Annotated in this window: 17 protein-coding genes; 11 read left to right on the top strand and 6 right to left on the bottom strand. The window is 68.5% G+C overall.

Annotated features, from left to right (window positions below):
* Nucleotides 1-3: 3 nt before the first annotated feature.
* The 3 genes from ggt to DWF00_RS26145 form a co-directional block, all read right to left on the bottom strand.
* Complete coding sequence (gene ggt / locus DWF00_RS26155) at nt 4-1,590, bottom strand: gamma-glutamyltransferase (protein ID WP_114828267.1); 1,587 nt, start codon at nt 1,588-1,590, stop codon at nt 4-6.
* 141 nt (nt 1,591-1,731) lie between these two features.
* Nucleotides 1,732-2,361 carry a pyridoxamine 5'-phosphate oxidase family protein gene (locus DWF00_RS26150; RefSeq protein WP_114828268.1) on the bottom strand — a complete coding sequence of 210 codons (630 nt, stop codon included), beginning with the start codon at nt 2,359-2,361 and terminating at the stop codon, nt 1,732-1,734.
* A gap of 209 nt (nt 2,362-2,570) precedes the next feature.
* Nucleotides 2,571-3,125, bottom strand: a complete 555-nt coding sequence (locus DWF00_RS26145) for a carboxymuconolactone decarboxylase family protein (RefSeq protein ID WP_114828269.1) — start codon at nt 3,123-3,125, stop codon at nt 2,571-2,573.
* Nucleotides 3,126-3,241: 116 nt separating this feature from the next.
* On the opposite strand from DWF00_RS26145, the gene DWF00_RS26140 reads away from it, so the two are divergent.
* From DWF00_RS26140 to DWF00_RS26100, 9 genes are all read left to right on the top strand, one after another.
* On the top strand, nt 3,242-4,135 hold the full coding sequence (locus tag DWF00_RS26140; RefSeq protein WP_114828270.1) for a LysR family transcriptional regulator: 894 nt from the start codon (nt 3,242-3,244) through the stop codon (nt 4,133-4,135).
* 91 nt (nt 4,136-4,226) lie between these two features.
* Nucleotides 4,227-4,787 carry a sigma-70 family RNA polymerase sigma factor gene (locus DWF00_RS26135; RefSeq protein ID WP_114828271.1) on the top strand — a complete coding sequence of 187 codons (561 nt, stop codon included), beginning with the start codon at nt 4,227-4,229 and terminating at the stop codon, nt 4,785-4,787.
* A 159-nt stretch (nt 4,788-4,946) separates the two neighbouring features.
* The gene (locus DWF00_RS26130; RefSeq protein ID WP_114828272.1) at nt 4,947-5,633 is read left to right on the top strand and encodes an anti-sigma factor family protein; all 687 of its coding nucleotides are present in this window, start codon (nt 4,947-4,949) and stop codon (nt 5,631-5,633) included.
* 54 nt (nt 5,634-5,687) lie between these two features.
* A complete protein-coding gene (locus DWF00_RS26125) occupies nt 5,688-7,439 on the top strand; it encodes a S8 family serine peptidase (protein ID WP_114828273.1) in 1,752 nt (583 codons plus the stop codon).
* 436 nt (nt 7,440-7,875) lie between these two features.
* Nucleotides 7,876-8,175, top strand: coding sequence for a hypothetical protein (locus DWF00_RS29595; protein ID WP_181832540.1), 300 nt, complete (start codon nt 7,876-7,878; stop codon nt 8,173-8,175).
* A 242-nt stretch (nt 8,176-8,417) separates the two neighbouring features.
* A complete protein-coding gene (locus DWF00_RS26115) occupies nt 8,418-9,635 on the top strand; it encodes an MFS transporter (RefSeq protein WP_114828274.1) in 1,218 nt (405 codons plus the stop codon).
* A gap of 30 nt (nt 9,636-9,665) precedes the next feature.
* Complete coding sequence (locus DWF00_RS26110) at nt 9,666-10,160, top strand: peptide deformylase (RefSeq protein WP_114828275.1); 495 nt, start codon at nt 9,666-9,668, stop codon at nt 10,158-10,160.
* A 51-nt stretch (nt 10,161-10,211) separates the two neighbouring features.
* The gene (locus tag DWF00_RS26105) at nt 10,212-11,366 is read left to right on the top strand and encodes a glycosyltransferase family 4 protein (RefSeq protein WP_114828276.1); all 1,155 of its coding nucleotides are present in this window, start codon (nt 10,212-10,214) and stop codon (nt 11,364-11,366) included.
* A complete protein-coding gene (locus DWF00_RS26100) occupies nt 11,363-12,046 on the top strand; it encodes a class I SAM-dependent methyltransferase (protein ID WP_425453184.1) in 684 nt (227 codons plus the stop codon). Before DWF00_RS26105 ends, DWF00_RS26100 begins: the two co-directional genes overlap by 4 nt.
* A gap of 79 nt (nt 12,047-12,125) precedes the next feature.
* Here the strand turns inward: DWF00_RS26100 and DWF00_RS26095 are convergent, their stop codons facing one another.
* From DWF00_RS26095 to DWF00_RS26085, 3 genes are all read right to left on the bottom strand, one after another.
* Nucleotides 12,126-12,929: a hypothetical protein gene (locus tag DWF00_RS26095; protein ID WP_114828277.1), complete on the bottom strand. Its 804-nt coding sequence runs from the start codon at nt 12,927-12,929 to the stop codon at nt 12,126-12,128.
* A gap of 168 nt (nt 12,930-13,097) precedes the next feature.
* Nucleotides 13,098-14,171, bottom strand: coding sequence for a patatin-like phospholipase family protein (locus DWF00_RS26090; RefSeq protein WP_114828278.1), 1,074 nt, complete (start codon nt 14,169-14,171; stop codon nt 13,098-13,100).
* A complete protein-coding gene (locus tag DWF00_RS26085; RefSeq protein ID WP_114828279.1) occupies nt 14,168-14,953 on the bottom strand; it encodes a 3-hydroxybutyrate dehydrogenase in 786 nt (261 codons plus the stop codon). The genes DWF00_RS26090 and DWF00_RS26085 overlap by 4 nt, the downstream gene beginning before the upstream one ends.
* Before the next feature lie 123 nt (nt 14,954-15,076).
* Here DWF00_RS26085 and DWF00_RS26080 point away from each other — a divergent pair, with 123 nt between their 5' ends.
* On the top strand, nt 15,077-15,601 hold the full coding sequence (locus DWF00_RS26080; RefSeq protein ID WP_114828468.1) for a transcriptional repressor: 525 nt from the start codon (nt 15,077-15,079) through the stop codon (nt 15,599-15,601).
* Complete coding sequence (ispG, locus tag DWF00_RS26075; protein WP_114828280.1) at nt 15,594-16,886, top strand: flavodoxin-dependent (E)-4-hydroxy-3-methylbut-2-enyl-diphosphate synthase; 1,293 nt, start codon at nt 15,594-15,596, stop codon at nt 16,884-16,886. The genes DWF00_RS26080 and ispG overlap by 8 nt, the downstream gene beginning before the upstream one ends.
* The last annotated feature ends 39 nt before the right edge of the window (nt 16,887-16,925 follow it).

Genomic DNA, 16,925 nt, shown 5'->3' with positions numbered 1-16,925 from the left:
GGCTCAGTAGCCCAGCGCCATGCCGTCCTTGCGGCAGTCCGAGGCGCCGGAGAGCGTGCCGTTCTGCCAGTCGATCGCGACGGCCTGGCCGCCGCCGATCGGGCTCGGCCGCGCCACCACCTCGAAGCCGCGGCGGGTGAGCTCCTCGCCATGCAGCTTGCGCAGGATCTCCTCGGTCTCGACCGTCTTCGTGCCGGGCAGCGGGAACAGGCGGGGCAGGTCGAGGGCGCCTTGCAGGTCCATGCCGTGGTCGTAGAGCTTGGACAGGACATGGGCGTGGCCCATCGCCTGGTAGTGCCCGCCCATCACGCCGAAGGACAGGTTCACCTTGCCGTCCCTGGCGACCATGGCCGGGATGATCGTGTGCATCGGGCGCTTGCCGGGCGCGATCTGGTTGGGGTGGTTACGCACGAGCGAGAAGCTCTGGCCGCGATTATGGAAGAGCACGCCCGAGCGCGGGCTGACGATGCCGCTGCCATAGACCGAGAACAGCGAGTTGATGAAGGAGACGGCGTTGCGGTCCTTGTCGACGACGCTGATATAGACCGTGTCCTTGTGCTCGACCTCGGAGAAGGCGGGCAGCGCCACGGCGCGCTTGAGGTCGATCATGGCGGCGAGCTCGTCGGCGAGCGTGTCCGAGAGCATGTGGGCGGCGATGGCGCCGCCGGCATTGTCGCCGACATAGGCGTTGCGCGCGGCATAGGCGAGGCGAGTCGCCTCGATCTCGATATGCAGGTTGTCGATGTCGAGCGGGCCGGGCTTCGGCTTGAAGCGCGACAGGATGTTCATGATCAGCAGCGCCGTGATGCCCTGGCCGTTGGGCGGGCACTCGAAGACGGAGCGGCCGCGGAACTCGGTCGAGACCGGCTTGACGTACTCGCCCTTGGCGGCAGCGAAATCGGCTTGCGTCTGCACGCCGCCGAGGCTCTGCAGGGTCTCGACCATGTCGTCGGCGATGGCGCCCTTGTAGAAGGCGTCGGGGCCGTGATTGGCGATGGCCTCCAGCGTGTCGGCGAGGTGCGGCTGGGTGTGGACCGTGCCGATCTCGGGCGCCTTGTCGCCGTTCAGGAAGGTCTTGCGCGAAACCGGATTGGCTATGAGGTGCTCGACCTGCTGGCCGAGGTCGTAGGCGGTGCGCGGCGTGATGGCGTAGCCCTCGCGCGCCAGCTTGATCGCCGGCTGGAGCAATTCGCCGAGGTCGAGCTTGCCATGGTCGCGCACCAGCCGGGCCCAGGCCTCGACCGCGCCGGGAATGGTGACGGCATGCGGCGATTGCGGGCCGATCTTGTCGATGCCCTGCTGCTCGAAGAGGGCGAGGTCCGTCGCGGCCGGCGCCCGGCCCGAGCCGTTATAGGCGGTGATGTCGGTGGTGCCGCCCTTCGAGATCAGCGCGAAGCAATCGCCGCCGATGCCGGTCGAGCCGGCCTCGACCACGCCCTGCACCGCGACCGCCGCGACCGCGGCGTCGATGGCGTTGCCGCCGCGCTGGAGTACGTTGACCGCGGCCAGCGTCGATTGCGGATGGGAGGTCGCGGCCATGCCGTGGCGGGCGACGGCCATGGAGCGGCCGGGCAGTTCGAAGTTTCTCATCGGAGCGAAGCCATCGTTGGACAGGGCAGCCGGCCGGAGGCCGGTGCGGAAGGGACGCTCCCGTCATAGGCCCCGCGCCTGGCATTTGCCACGCCAGCAGCCGGAATTTCTTTGGGCTTCCCGATCACAATCGGTGATCGTTCAGGCGGTTGCGACGGCGTCTCCCCGCAGCCGCGCGACCTCCGCCTCCAGCTCGGCGATGCGCCGGTCGCGCTCGTCGAGCGCCGCCTTCACGTCGGCGGCCTCGAAGCGCTGCGGGATGTGCTGCGGGCAATTGGCGTCCCAGGCCGAGACGGTGAAGAGGATGACCTGCTCGGGTTTTGCCCGGTAGCCCTCCGGCATCAGCTTCGCCAGCAGCTCGGCATCGCCTTCGACCACCCTGGCCTCGCCCCAGAGCTTGATGCGCTGGCGATGGGCGTAGTCGATCAGGAAGAGATAGGCCTTGGGGTTATCAGCGAGGTTGCCGAGCGTGATGAACTGCTTGTTGCCGGCATAGTCGGCAAAGCCGATCGTCTTGTCGTCGAGCACGCGCAGGAAGCCGGCCGGGCCGCCGCGATGCTGGATATAGGGCTGGCCCTCGGCATTGGCCGTGGCGAGGAAGACGCTGGTCTGGGCTTCGACGAAGCCGGCGAGATCGGGCGTGATCGTGGTCTGCCAGGCGCCGCGCTCCTCCTGGCGGGCGTAAGAGGTGCGCGAGCCGCGGCGGGCCTGGATCGCCTTGACCGCGGGCGTGAAGGCGATGTCGCTGGAATAGGCGTGAGCGGTGGTCATGGACGCCTCCTTAGGTAACGGGTGAGCGATGCATCCCGCGGCTCCCTTCTCTCCCTGCGGGAGAAGGTGCCGGCAGGCGGATGAGGGGTCGCGCCGGACTTTCCGGATTTTTGGCCGGGGCATTCCGTTGCTGGGAAGGTCGAGCGACCCCTCATCCGTCAGCGCTTCGCGCTGCCACCTTCTCCCGCAGGGGGAGAAGGGAGAAGCCGTCACGCTGCCTTGCGGGCGGCGACGAGCGGGAAGTCGATTTCGGTCTGGAAGACCTCGTTGACGTAGTTCGTCCAGGTGTTCAGCGCGACATGGAGCACGATCTCGATGATCTGCGCGTCGTCATAGCCGGCGAGCCGGACGGCCTCGACGTCGTCGGCACCCAGCGCGCCGCGCTCGCGCACGATCTTGGCGGCGAAGCGCACGGCGGCGTCGGCCTTGGGGTCGTTCGAGGCGCCGCTGCGATTGGCGGTGATCTCGGCGTCGTCGAGCTTGGCGAGGTTCTTGCCGAGATAGGTATGGGCCGAAAGGCAGTAGTTGCAGCCGTTGATCTCGGCGACGGCCAGCGCGATGCGCTCGCGCGTCGGGGCCGGCAGCTTGCCCTTGCCGAGCGCGGCGCTGAGGCCGAGATAGCCTTCGAGCGCGGCCGGGCTGTTGGAGACGAGGCGGAACAGGTTCGGCACCACGCCGAGCTGCTTGTTGACGGCCTCGAGCAAAGGCTGCGAGGCGGCGGGAGCGTCAGCGATCGTGGCCGGGGTCGGGATGCGGGAGGACATCGGGAATTCCTTTCGGGGCGGCCGGAGCGGCCGGTGTCCGAAGATGTAGGGCTTTCCAGATTTGCGCGGCAGGCGCTAAGATCGGGAGATATCCTCCCGAATTCTGGAAGGCCTGCATGGATCGTTTCGAGGCGATGTCGGTTTTCATGGCCGTCACCGAGGCCGGCAGCCTGTCGGCGGCGGGGCGTCGGCTCGGCATGCCGCTGGCGACCGTCAGCCGCAAGGTCTCGGAACTGGAGGCGCATCTCAGGACGCGGCTGCTGACCCGCTCGAACCGGCAGCTGGCGCTGACCGATGCCGGGCGCTCCTATCTCGCCGCCTGCAAGCGCATCCTGGAGGAGTTGGGTGAAGCCGAGCGCATTGCGGCCGGCGAGTACAGCGCGCCGCGCGGCGAGCTTCTGGTCACGGCGCCGATCGTGTTCGGGCGGCTGCACGTGCTGCCGGTGATGGCGGAGTTCCTCAAGGCCTATCCCGAGATCGACATCCGGCTGGTTCTGGCCGACCGGGTCGTGCACCTGCTGGAGGAGCATATCGACCTTGCCGTGCGCATCGGCGACCTGCCCGATAGCAGCATGGTGGCGACGCGGGTCGGCGCGGTCAGGCGCGTGGTCTGCGCCAGCCCGGCCTATCTGGCGGCGCGGGGCGTGCCGAAGCAGCCAGGCGAGCTTGCCGGGCACGACGTCGTCAGCTTCGAGGGGCTGACCTCTGCGAGCGCCTGGAGCTTTGGGGCGGGCAAGGCGGAGGTGGCGGTGCCCGTGCATTCGCGGCTGGTCGTCAACACGGCCGAGGCCGCCATCGATGCCGCGATTGCGGGCGTCGGGCTGACCAGCGTGCTGTCCTATCAGGCGGCGGAGGCGGTGCGGGCGGGCCGGCTCGACATCCTGCTCGAAGCGTTCGAGCCGCCGCCGTGGCCGGTCAGCCTGGTCTATGCCAGCCGGGGGCTGCTGCCGCTGAAGCTGCGCGCCTTCCTCGATTTCGCCGTGCCGCGGCTGAAGGAGAGGCTGGCTTAACCGGCTGGAGCGATTAATCTCCCGGACGATTGAACCTCACCCGCGCTCGCCGCGACTACCAAGCGAGCCGGCATGCCGGGCCTAGAGCGCGATGCATACCGAAACCGACGACGACCTCGTCAAACGCATCGCCTCCGGCGACCGGCTCGCCATGAAGGTGCTGTTCTCGCGGCACCAGGTGCGGGTCTACCGTTTCGCGCTGCGGCTCGTCCGCGACGAGACGATGGCGGAGGATGTGATCAGTGACGTCTTCATGGATCTCTGGCGGCAGGCCGACCGGTTCGAGGCGCGCGCCTCGGTCGCGACCTGGCTGCTCGCCATCACCCGCAACAAGGCCTATTCGCTGCTGCGCAAGCGCCGCGAGGCCGGGCTCGACGACGATTTCGCCGAGAGCATCGAGGATGAGGCCGATGATCCCGAGATCGTGCTGCAGAAGCAGGACAAGGGTCTCGCCATCCGCGCCTGCCTCGACAAGCTCAGTGTCGAGCATCGCGAGGTCATCGACCTCGTCTACTACCACGAGAGCTCCGTCGAGGAGGCGGCGCGGATCGTCGGCATCCCCGAGAACACCGTCAAGACCAGGCTTTTCCATGCCCGCAAGAAGCTGGGCGAGCTGCTCAAGACGGCCGGCATCGATCGGGGCTGGCCATGAAAGGTCATTCGCCCATTCTACCATCGCGGCCGTCTGGCGCGATTTTCTGCGCTTCCGGTGCTCACGGACCAATGTCCGCTCCGCTCCGGTTCTCGAAAACCACGCCAGCCGACTCACGCTGGCGAATGCTCGAACGACCTTTCCCGTTGGAGGTCTGTCATGACTGATACGATCGCGAACGACCCGCAGCGCGCGGCCATCGAGGAACTGCTGCCCTTCTACGCCAATGGCCGCATCTCCGCCGCCGACAAGGCGAAGGTCGAGACGGCCCTGGCCGGCGATCCCGAGCTCGCGATGCGGCTCGAGATCATCCGCGAGGACATGGCCGAGACGACCCTGCTCAACGAGAGCCTGGGCGCGCCGTCGCCCCGCGCGCTCGACAGGCTGATGGCGCAGATCGAGGCCGAGCCGCGCCAAGTGCCGCTGCTAATGCGGGCGCGCGGCGGCGCCCTCACCTGGCTCGGGCAGTTGCTCGCCGCGCAGCCGCCGCGGCGGCTGGCTTATGCCAGCGTGGCGGCGCTGGCGCTGGTCGCGATCCAGGGCGCGGCGCTGACCGGCTTCGCCCTGCGCGGCGGGGCAGGCGGCGGCTTCCAGACCGCGTCCGTGCCCGGCACGCAGGCTTCCGAGCGCTATGTGCTGCTGAGCTTCAAGGCCGATGCCAAGGCCGGCGACATCGCCGCCTTCTTCAAGCGCTACGACGCCTCGGTGGTCGACGGCCCCCGCGCCAACGGCGCCTTCAAGGTGCGCGTCGGCGACGCCTCGCTGACGCCGGCGCAGGTCGATGCCATCGCGGCGCGGATGAAGGCCGAGGGAGAGATCGTTGGCTTCGTCGCGCCGGCGCCCTGAATCGCCGGAGCCTTGCATTCGTGCTAAGTTCCTGATGGAGACGGATAAAACGCCATGTCCCGCAGCCTCTGGACCATGAAGTCCCGACGCCTCGCGCAGCTTGCCGGCTGTGCCGGGCTGGCGCTGCTGGTGGCGCTGCCGGCCTTCGCGCAGAGCTATCGCGACCAGCAGGGCTACAGCCAGGGCGCTGCCGCCACGCGGCAGGGCTATGGCCAGGGTAGCCGCGTCGAGCGCACGCAGACGACGCGACCCTATCAGGGCGGCCGCGATACGCCGGGCCGGCAGGGCTATGGCGGCCAGCGCTATCCGGGACGCGGTGGCGGCAATTGGGGGCCGGCTGCGGTCGGCGTCGGCGCCGGAATCATTGGCGGGCTGATCGTCGACCAGGCGCGGCGCCAGCCGGTCTACGACCCCTATGAGGACGAGCCGCCGCGCCCGCGCCGGCCACGGCGTCCGGCCGTATACGAGTATGAGGACGAGGCGCCGGCCGTGCAGCGTCCGCGGCGCCAGAAGGTGCGCGAGGCCGCGCCGCCGCGTCAGACGCCACCTCCGGGCCGGACCCAGGCCAGCGCGCCGGGTGGGCCGCGCGTGATCGTGCCGCCGGTCGCCGAGCGGCGGCTGGTCAATGAGGAGGTCCTGTTCGAGCTGGCGCCCGGCGCCGAGCTCGACGCCGTGCTGCGCCGCCATCGCGCCACGCTGATCGAGAGCCGGCGCTTCGAGTTGGCCGGCACCACGATCATCCGCGCCCGGCTGAACGATGGCCGCAGCGCGCGCACCGCGCTGGCGCAGATGGCCGGCGATCCGCGCATCGCCAACGCCCAGCCGAATTATCTCTACACGCTGCAGCAGGAGAGCGGGCCGAAGCCGGAGGCCGGCGCCGCGCCGGTGCCGACGCTGGTGCTGAGCCCGCCCAAGCCGACTGAGGCGGCGCCGGCCATCGCAGTTGCGCCGAAGAGCGAGCCGCTGCCGCAATACATCGTCGAGAAGCTGCATCTCGACGCGGTCCACAAGATCGCGCGCGGCACGGCGATCAAGGTCGCGGTGATCGATTCCGGGGTCGACCTCGGCAGCGCCGAATTGCAGGGCGTCGTCGCCGGCTCCTTCGATGCGCTCGGCGGCGCGGCGCAGCCGGAGGCGCACGGCACCGCCATGGCGGCGGCGATCATGGCGCAGGCGCAGCTCCAGGGCATCGCGCCGGCGGCGCGGCTGCTGGCGGCGCGGGCCTTCGCCAGCGGCGGCGCGCCGGGCCTCGCCAATGGCACGACCTTCCACATCCTCGCCTCGCTCGACTGGGCGGCGGGGCAGGGCGCCCGCGTCTTCAACCTGAGCTTTGCCGGCCCGCAGGACCGGCTGCTCTCGCGCTCGCTCGCCGGGGCCAAGGCCAAGGGCATCGTCGCGGTGGCGGCGGCCGGCAATGGCGGGGCCAAGGCCGCGCCGCTCTATCCCGGCGCCGATCCCAGCGTGATCGCGGTGACCGCGACCGATGCCGACGACAAGCCCTTCGCGCAGGCTAATCGCGGCGACTACGTCGCGCTGGCGGCGCCGGGCGTCGACGTGCTCGCGGCAGAGCCGGCCGGGCGCTACGCCTTCTCGTCGGGCACCTCGATCGCAGCCGCGCATGTCTCCGGGCTGGTTGCGCTGGTGCTGGAGAAGCGGCCGGACCTCGACCCCGACGGCGTGCGCAAGCTGCTTGCCGAGAGCGCGGTGGATCTCGGCGCCAAGGGCAAGGACCCGGTGTTCGGGGCGGGGCGCATCGATGCGCAGGCGGCCTTGGCGAGGGCGTTGCCGGTTTCGGCTTCGCGGTAGCTGGACGCTAACAAGGCAAGGCGCGGGAGCCCTCTCCTGTAAGGAGAGGGTTGGGTGAGGTGTCGGCCGTTTGACGCTTTGGCCGAGAGCCAACAGCTTTTCCGTCATTGCGAGCGCGGCGAAGCAATCCAGGGGGATTGCGCTCGACGTCCCCCTGGATTGCTTCGTCGCTACGCTCCTCGCAATGACGGAGGTGGCGCTGCCCAAGCCTGATATCGTCGGCGGAGCCGCGGCCCTCGTTCAGTTCTACTGGTGTTCTGGCCTACACCTCACCCTGCCCTCTCCTTCCAGGAGAGGGTTCCCCGCGCCTGCTTGTCGAGGGTGAGTTTCGATCCTCAAAAATAATTTCATCTCCCTTTGAACCATCTCCGGACCCGCCGCGACCAATGAGCATGGAGGGCGAATGGTTCGCTCCCACGGACCCGGAGATGAGACGATGACCACTTTCAAGAAGAGCATGACCGCCGCCCTTGCCGCCCTCACCCTGGGCACCGCCATCCTCGCCAGCGCTGGTGGCGCCGAGGCCCGCCCGCGCCATCGCGGCATGCACTGGGGCGTCGGCGCCGGCGTCGTCGGAGCCCTTGCCGTCGGCGGCCTGCTCGCCGCCTCCGCCAGCAACGCCTATGCCGAGCCGGTCTATGAGGACGACGCCCCGATCCGCCGCTGCGACCTGGTCGAGCGCGTCAACCGCTTCGGCGAGGTGATCGGCCACCGCCGCGTCTGCAGCGTCTACTGAGCGGCTTCGTGACGGCTCGCGATCCGGCCCTCCGGTCCTTCCGGGGGGCCGGAGGCATTTTGCGCGTCAGGATCAGCGCTACCTGGCGATTTCGGCGCTCGCTGGAACTCGTCCAGTCGTGAAGTGTCCGCGCTGGGCGACGCTCTGCCTCGCTTCGAGAACATGGCAATAAATTTGTCCGGCCGCTCCACTTGCTTTAGGGAGCACCTGATTACTTAGCCGAGATAAAAAGCCGGATTCCGATGAACGTGACGACACCGGTCGGGATCGCCCGTCGCGCCACCATGCCCGTGCTGATCGCGCTCAGCGTGACGCACCTGCTCAACGACATGATCCAGTCGCTGATCCCGGCGATCTACCCGATCATCAAAAGCTCTTATGCGCTCGATTTCGGGCAGATCGGGCTGATCACGCTGACCTTCCAGGTCTCGGCCTCGCTGCTGCAGCCGCTGGTCGGCCTCTACACCGACAAGAACCCGATGCCGTATTCGATGGTGGTCGGCATGGGCTTCTCGCTGCTCGGGCTGATCGGCCTGGCCTTCGCCGGCAGCTACGGCCTGCTGCTGCTGGCGGCGGCCTGCGTCGGCGTCGGCTCCTCGATCTTCCACCCCGAGGCGACGCGGATGGCGCGCAGCGCATCGGGCGGCCAGCACGGGCTGGCGCAAGGCATCTTCCAGGTCGGCGGCCAGACCGGCGGGGCGCTCGGGCCGCTGCTGGCGGCCTTCATCATCGTGCCGAACGGGCAGGGCAGCCTCGCCTGGTTCTCGGCCGCGGCACTCATCGCGATGATGCTGATGGTCTGGACCGCCGGACAGCACGCGCTCGTCAGCAAGCAGAAGGCCGTCGCCAAGCTCGCCGCCGCACCGGCGCCGGCCGCTGCGCAGCCGGCGCGCCGGCTGGCCGAGGTCGCCTGGCCGATCACGATCCTGATCGTGCTGCTATTCTCGAAGAACGCCTATTCGGCCAGCTTCAGCTCGTTCTACACCTTCTACCTGATGGGGAAGTTCGGCGTCACCATTCAGACCTCGCAGGTGATGCTGTTCCTGTTCCTGGGCTCCTCGGCGGCGGGCGCGCTGTTCGGCGGCATGCTCGGCGACAGGATCGGCCGCAACAAGATCATCTGGTTCTCGATCCTGGGGGCGCTGCCCTTCTCGCTGGCGCTGCCCTATGCCGACCTGTTCTGGACGGGCGTGCTGACCATCGTCATCAACATGGTGATGTCGAGCGCCTTCGCCGCCATCCTGATCTATGCGCTGGAGCTGCTGCCGGGGCGGATCGGGCTGGTCGGCGGCTTCTTCTACGGCCTCTCCTTCGGGCTCGGCGGCGTCGCCGCCGCGCTGCTCGGCGAGTTCACCGACCAGCTCGGCCTCGACACGATCTACCGGATCTGCTCGTTCCTGCCGGCGATCGGCCTGCTCGCCTGGTTCCTGCCGCCGCTGAAGGAAGAGCGGCATCCATAGGCGGTCTGCCGGCAACCTGCGGAGGCAGTCTTGGCGATCCGCCCGATCCTGCGCTTTCCCGACTCGCGCCTGCGCCTGCCGGCGGAGCCGGTGGCGACGTTCGACGAGGCGCTGAAGGCGCTCGCGGGTGATCTGCTCGAGACGATGCGGGCCGCGCCGGGCATCGGCATCACCGCCCCGCATGTCGGGGTGCCGGCGCGGGTGGTCGTGCTGGAGTTGAAGGCCGGCGCGGTCAGGACCTACGTCAATCCCGAGATCGCCTGGGCCTCCGACGAGATGATCCGGCACGTGGAGGGCAGCGTCTCGATGCCGGGCGTGACCGAGGAGGTCGAGCGCCACGCGCAGGTCCGCCTGCGCTACCGCGACCTCTCCGGCGCCGAGCAGGTCGAGGAGGCCGATGGCCTGCTTTCCATCTGCCACCAGCACGAGATCGACCAGCTCGACGGCATCTTCTGGATCCAGAGGCTGTCGCGGCTGAAGCGGGAGCGGGTGGTCAAGCGTTTCGAGAAGCTGCAGCGGGCCTGATCACCAGGCGGCTTGACCTTCGCGCCGGCATCAGCCTGATGTCGCGCCATCATGCGCCGCCCAAAACTTCTTTTCGTCGCCACCGAGGACTGGTTCTTCGCCTCGCATTTCCTGCCGATGGCGCGGGCGGCGCGGGAGATGGATTTCGACGTCGCGGTGATCGCGCGCGAGCGGCAGCACCGGCGCGTCATCGAGGCGGCCGGCGCGCGGCTGATCGCGCTGGAGGCCGAGCGGCGCAGCCTCTCGCCCAAGGCGCTCTACCTGCAGGTCAGGGCGCTTAAGCGGCTGATCGAGGCCGAGCGGCCGGATGTCCTGCATTGCATCGCGCTCAAACCGATCGCGCTGGCCGGCTTGGCGGGCAAGCTCGCTGGCGTCGAGCGGCGCGTCTACGCGCTGACGGGCCTCGGCTTCCTCGGCGCCAGGCAGGGCACGGCGGCGGCTGCGGCGCGCTTTGCCGCAAAATTCTGGCTGCGCGAGGTGGTCGACGGGACGCAGGTGCGCTTCCTGTTCGAGAACCCGGACGATCCGGTGATGCTGGGGCTCGATCCGCAGGACCAGGCCAAGGTCGCGCTGGTCGGCGGGGCCGGGGTCGATCCGCTCGTGCTGATGCCGGAGCCGATGCTGCCTGCGCCGCCGCTCAAGGTCGCGCTGGTGGCGCGCATGCTCTGGTCGAAGGGCGTCGACCTCGCAGTCGAGGCGGTGAGGCTGGCGCGCGCGCAGGGCGCCAAGGTCGAGCTGACCATCCATGGCGCGCCCGACCCGTCCAACCCGAAGGCCATCCCCGAAGCGACCTTGCGCGAATGGGCGGCGCGGCCGGGCATCACCTGGGCCGGGCCGACGCGCGACATCGAGGGCGTCTGGCGGGCGCATCACCTGTGCTGCCTGCCCTCGCGCGGCGGCGAGGGGCTGCCGCGGACGATCCTGGAGGCGGCCTCGTGCGGGCGGGCGATCCTGACGACGGACGTGCCGGGCTGCCGCAGCTTCGTGCGCGACGGCACGGACGGCATGGTCGTGCCGCCAGACGACGCCGTGGCGCTCGCCAAGGCGCTGATCGTGCTCGCCGGGGCGCCCGGGCTGGTCGAGCGCATGGGGGTAAGCGCCCGCGCGCGGCTGCTCGACGGCCATACCGAGCGCGACGTCATGGATGCGGTCAAGGCGCTCTACCGCTCGCTGCTGACGCAGCCGAGCGCGGATGTCGCGGCGTGAGCGGGCAAGGGGCGCGCGGGGAGGCGGTGCTCGACCGGCGCGGCTTCATCACCACGCATACGCGGCTGCTGCCGGTGCCGCATGCGCCGGAGATTGCGCTGCATGTCGCCGAGGAGGCGACGGAGCTCTGGCAGAAGACCGAGGACGAGCTCGCCACGATCGGCCTGCCGCCGCCGTTCTGGGCCTTCGCCTGGGCCGGCGGGCAGGCGCTGGCGCGGCATATCCTCGACAATCCCGAGTTCGTGCGCGGCAAGAGCGTGCTCGATTTCGCCAGCGGCTCGGGGCTGGTGGCTGTGGCGGCGGCCAAGGCAGGGGCGGCGCAGGTCGAGGCCTGCGATATCGATGCCTTTGCGGCCGAGGCGATTGCCCTCAATGCGGAGGCCAACGGCGTGTCTGTCGCGGTCCGGCTCGACGACCTGATCGGGCGCGACGAGGGCTGGGACGTGATCTGCGCCGGCGATGTCTGCTACGAGCGGACGATGGCCGAAAGCGTGATCGGCTGGCTCTCGGGGTTGGTCGGGCGTGGGGCGGAGGTGCTGATCGGCGATCCCGGGCGGAGCTACCTGCCGAAGGACAGGCTCGTCGAGATCGCGACCTATCAGGTGCCGGTGACGCGCTCGCTCGAGGATGCCGAGATCAAGCAGAGCACGGTTTGGCGGCTGGCGGGCGACGGGCGTTAGACTGCGGAGGTCCTGGGTCGTGAGCTCGTTGGCGAGAACGACTGCATTGGGGTGGAAAGCAGAAATCTCTGCTGGTCCTTCACCCAAGAAGTGGCTCCGCCGAGCCGATCTGCCCGACCGCAACGTCTGCCTCCACGACCGGATCGTTGAACGTCCAACGGGGGATCGTGCGCATGCGGTCGAGGCCGGCAAAGACGCCCGCAAAGCCGCCGTCCGGTGAGATCTCGCGGAGCGCGGCGTCGAACTCCTCGCCGAACCCTTTGAAGCCGTCTGGAGCTACCTCGCACAGATGGATCTGGTTCCAGTCGATATTCAGCGAAGGGTCGCGGTAGAGCACCGCCGCAGTCTCCATCGTCCTGAATGTCCCGATTTTGCCGGCGCGGACAAGTTTCGCCGCCGCGGGGCCAATATACTTCCGCATGATGTCTCTGTATTCTGCAAGATATGGCTGCCGCACATCGATATATTCCAGCGACGCTTGCCATTCGGGTCGATCCGCCGAGCCATGCCAGTCTCGCGGCATCACGAAAGCCGAAGGAGTGGTCAGGAGTATCTCCGCTCGCAGCAGGTGCGTTTCCGCCGGCTGCTGCTTGACGACGAGGTCGTGTATTGCGTCGGCGGGAACGACATCCCGAAAGTAGCTTAGTTCGAGATGGCTCCATACGGGCGCTTCCGAAGCGCTTTGAAAGATTGAGCGGTGCCGATAGAGCGCCTGTCCAAGGCAGGTTTCCCCGTATCGGGCCCAATTGACGGCTCTGTCCTTTAGCGCTGTTTCCGATCCTGGACCCCGCGCCTGTATCGTCCGGGCGAGCACCACGAGACGGTCGTCAGGCTCGATCCGGGTCAGATGCGACTCGTCAGAGGGATGAGTGTTCTCGGCCATCGAACGTATCTCCCACGACTCATCCCGACGGAGCCCAGCGGAAAAGCATCGCGTCATTCCGAGGCGTTACTCAAGTCGTCATTGGGAGCGAGCGATCGGGACCTCGGCCACCGGTTGGCACGGGCTGCTCAGGGTCGAAGGCAGCCGCCTCCTTGGCGGCCTCAGCCCCTACGAAATCGCCTCCTTCAAATCCAAGGTCCCCTGCACGCCGATCGCGTCGTAGTTCCGCTTCAGCCAGCGCTTGGCGGCGTGGCGGCCCATGTCGCGCAGGCGCAGCAGGAAATCCCATTCGGCGTTCATCCGGGTCGAGCTGGTCATCTCGGCCAGCGGCGGGCCGCCGTCGATGCGGTGCATCAGCACGCGCTTGTATTCGTCGGTCGGCAGCTTGCCGGCGTCGATCAGCCGGTTGACGAAGTCGATGGCGCGCAGCTCGCGTAGCAGCGAGGCGTTGAAGGTGATCTCGTTCAGCCGGTCCTGGATGGCGCGGGCGTTGGTCGGCAGCTCCTTGCGCTGGAGCGGGTTGATCTGCACCAGCATGACGTCGTCGCAATGGGTCTCGTAGAAGAGCGGGAACAGGGCGGGATTGCCCATGTAGCCGCCATCCCAATAGGCCTCGCCGCCGATTTCGACCGCCTGGAACAGCATGGGCAGGCAGGCCGAGGCCATCAAGTGGTCGGGGCTGAGCTCGTCGCCGTTGAAGACCTTGATCTTGCCGGTGCGGACATTGGTGGCGGCGATGAAGAGCTTGACCGCCTGGCAGGCGCGGACCTTGTCGAAGTCGATCAGGTCGGCGATCACGCCGCGCAGCGGGTTGATGTTGAGCGGGTTGACGTCGTAGGGGCTCGCGACCTTCGAGAACATTTCGAGCCAGAGCAGGCCGGGCGGGACGTTGCTGCCGCCCCAGGCGCCGAGCATGGTGTCGATCAGCGAGCGCTCTGAGCCGCCATACTTGCCGTCGACGCTGATGCGCCGCCAGAAGGTCTCCAGCGCGGTGCGGGCGCCGTCCGCGCCGCCGTCGATCCAGCCCTCGCTGAGCACGACTGCGTTCATCGCGCCGGCGCTGGTGCCCGAGAGCGCCTCGATGGCGAGGCGGCCGTCCTCCAGGATGGCGTCGAGCACGCCCCAGGTGAAGGCGCCGTGGGCGCCGCCACCCTGGAGCGCCAGCGAGACGCGCTTCTCCGCCTTCGGGCCGGCGAGGCCCGCGACGGTGCGCGCGCCGCGCCGGCTGCGCCGTCCGGTCACGCCGCCGTCCAGCCGCCATCCATCGGCAGGGTCGCGCCGGTGATCGACTTCGCCGCATCGGTGCAGAGGAAGACGGCGAGCGCCGCGACCTGCTCGGAGGTGACGAACTCCTTGGTCGGCTGGGCCTCGAGCAGCACGTCGTTGATGACCTGCTCCTTGGTGAGGCCGCGTGCCTTCATCGTGTCGGGGATCTGCTTCTCCACCAGCGGCGTCCAGACATAGCCGGGCGCGATGGCGTTGACGGTGATGCCATGGGTCGCGGTTTCCAGCGCGATCGTCTTGGTGAAGCCGGCGATGCCGTGCTTGGCCGAGACATAGGCCGACTTGAACGGCGAGGCGACGAAGGCATGGGCCGATGCCGTGTTGATGATGCGGCCCCAGCCCTTGGCCTTCATCTTCGGCAGGGCGGCGCGGGTGGTGTGGAAGGCCGAGGACAGGTTGATCGCGATGATCTGGTCCCACTTTTCAATGGGGAACTCCTCGATCGGCGAGACGAACTGGATGCCGGCATTGTTGATCAGGATGTCGATGGCGCCGAAGGCCTTCTCGGCGTCGGCGATCATGGCGGCGATCTCGGCCGGCTTGGTCATGTCGGCGGGCGAGAACAGGGCCTTGATGCCGAACTCCTTCTCCAGTCCCGTTCGCAGCGCTTCGGCGTCTGCTGGCGGCATGATGCCGTTGATGACGAGGTGCGCGCCTTCCTTGGCGAGGGCGCGGGCATAGGCGAGGCCGATCCCGGAGGTCGAGCCGGTGACGAGGGCAGTGCGGTCTTTGAGGAACATGAGCGTCAAGGCTCCTGACATTGCCGGAGAAAATGCTTAGGTTCGGCGCGGGCGGCGCCTGTGCGACCATAGCGTCGTCACGAAACGACGCCATATGTGCTATTGCAACGCAAAATGACCAAAATGCAGCCATTTGCAGACGCGCACGACCATGATGACGGGCTTCCCTGCCGTCATGCGCACGACCATCAGCGCCATGCCGAGGAGGCTTTGGCGCGGGCGGAGCGCGTCTGCCGCGAGCGCGGCCTGCGCCTGACGCCGATCCGCCGCAAGGCGCTGGAGGCCCTCCATGCCGACCACAAGCCGGTCGGGGCCTACGATCTCGCCGACCGGATCTCGCCGCCGGGCGGGCGCCGGCTCGCGCCGATCTCGGTCTACCGCGCGCTCGACTTCCTGGTCGAGCAGGGCTTCGTGCATCGCCTGAGCTCGCGCAACGCCTATGTCGCCTGCCTGCACGGGCACGGCGCCGACGAGGTTGTCGCCTTCCTGATCTGCGAGGCCTGCGGCGGCGTCGACGAGGATTCATCGCCCGCCATGCGCAAGGCCGTGGCGGCGATCGCGCAGGGGCGGCAGTTCACGCCCTCGCACCAGGTGGTCGAGATCGTCGGCCGCTGCGACCATTGCCGGAGCGCTGGTAGCCATGACTGAAGCCGTCCTGCCGGCAAGCCTTGCCGAGATTTCAAGCCTTGCCGAGATCGCCGGGCCGCAATCGCGGCGCATGACCGTGCCGGTCAAGGTCGGGAACGTCGAGGTCGGCGGCGGTGCGCCGATCGTCGTGCAGTCGATGACCAATACGGATACCGCCGACATCCAGGCGACGGTGAGGCAGGTCGCGGCTTTGGCGCGGGCCGGCTCGGAGCTGGTGCGCATCACCGTCGACCGCGACGAGGCGGCCGCCGCCGTGCCGCATATCCGCGAGCGGCTCGACATCCTCGGCTTCGACGTGCCGCTGATCGGCGATTTCCACTATATCGGCCACAAGCTGCTCGCCGACCATCCGGCCTGCGCGCAAGCCCTGGCGAAATACCGCATCAACCCCGGCAATGTCGGCTTCAAGGACAAGAAGGACCGGCAGTTCGGCCAGATCATCGAGCTTGCGATCAAGCACGGCAAGGCGGTCCGGATCGGCGCCAACTGGGGCTCGCTCGACCAGGAGCTGCTGACCGCGCTGATGGACGAGAATGCCGTCTCGGAGAAGCCGCTCGATGCGCGCGCGGTGATGCGCGAGGCCATGGTGCAGTCGGCCCTGCTCTCGGCCGAGCGGGCCGAGGAGATCGGGCTCGGCAAGGACAAGATCATCCTCTCGGCCAAGGTCTCGGGCGTGCAGGACCTGATCGCGGTCTACCGCATGCTGGCAGGGCGCGGCGACTACGCCATCCATCTCGGCCTGACCGAGGCCGGCATGGGCTCGAAGGGTATCGTCTCCTCCTCGGCAGCGCTCGGCATCCTGCTGCAGGAAGGCATCGGCGACACGATCCGCTATTCGCTGACGCCGGAGCCCGGCGGCGACCGCACGCTCGAGGTCAAGACCTCGCAGGAACTGCTGCAGACGATGGGCTTCCGCGCCTTCGTGCCGCAGGTCGCGGCCTGCCCGGGCTGCGGGCGCACGACCTCGACGGTGTTCCAGGAGCTGGCGCAGGACATCCAGGGCTGGATCTCGACCTCCATGCCGGAGTGGAAGACGCGCTATCCCGGCGTCGAGGCGCTGAACGTGGCGGTGATGGGCTGCATCGTCAACGGCCCCGGCGAATCCAAGCATGCCGATATCGGCATTTCGCTGCCGGGCACGGGCGAGGCCCCGACCGCGCCGGTCTTCGTCGACGGCCGCAAGGTCGCGACCTTGCGCGGGGCCGGCATCGCCAGCGAATTCAAGACGATGGTCAACGACTACATCGAGCGGCGTTACGGTTTGCGCGCCGATGCTGCCGAATAAAAAGCCATGCGCTGCGGGTTTGGCGTGCATGCACCTTTG

It is taken from the genome of Allobosea caraganae (assembly GCF_003351345.1).
GTDB classification, from domain to species: domain Bacteria; phylum Pseudomonadota; class Alphaproteobacteria; order Rhizobiales; family Beijerinckiaceae; genus Allobosea; species Allobosea caraganae.
This window is presented reverse-complemented; position numbering and strand designations above follow the sequence as displayed.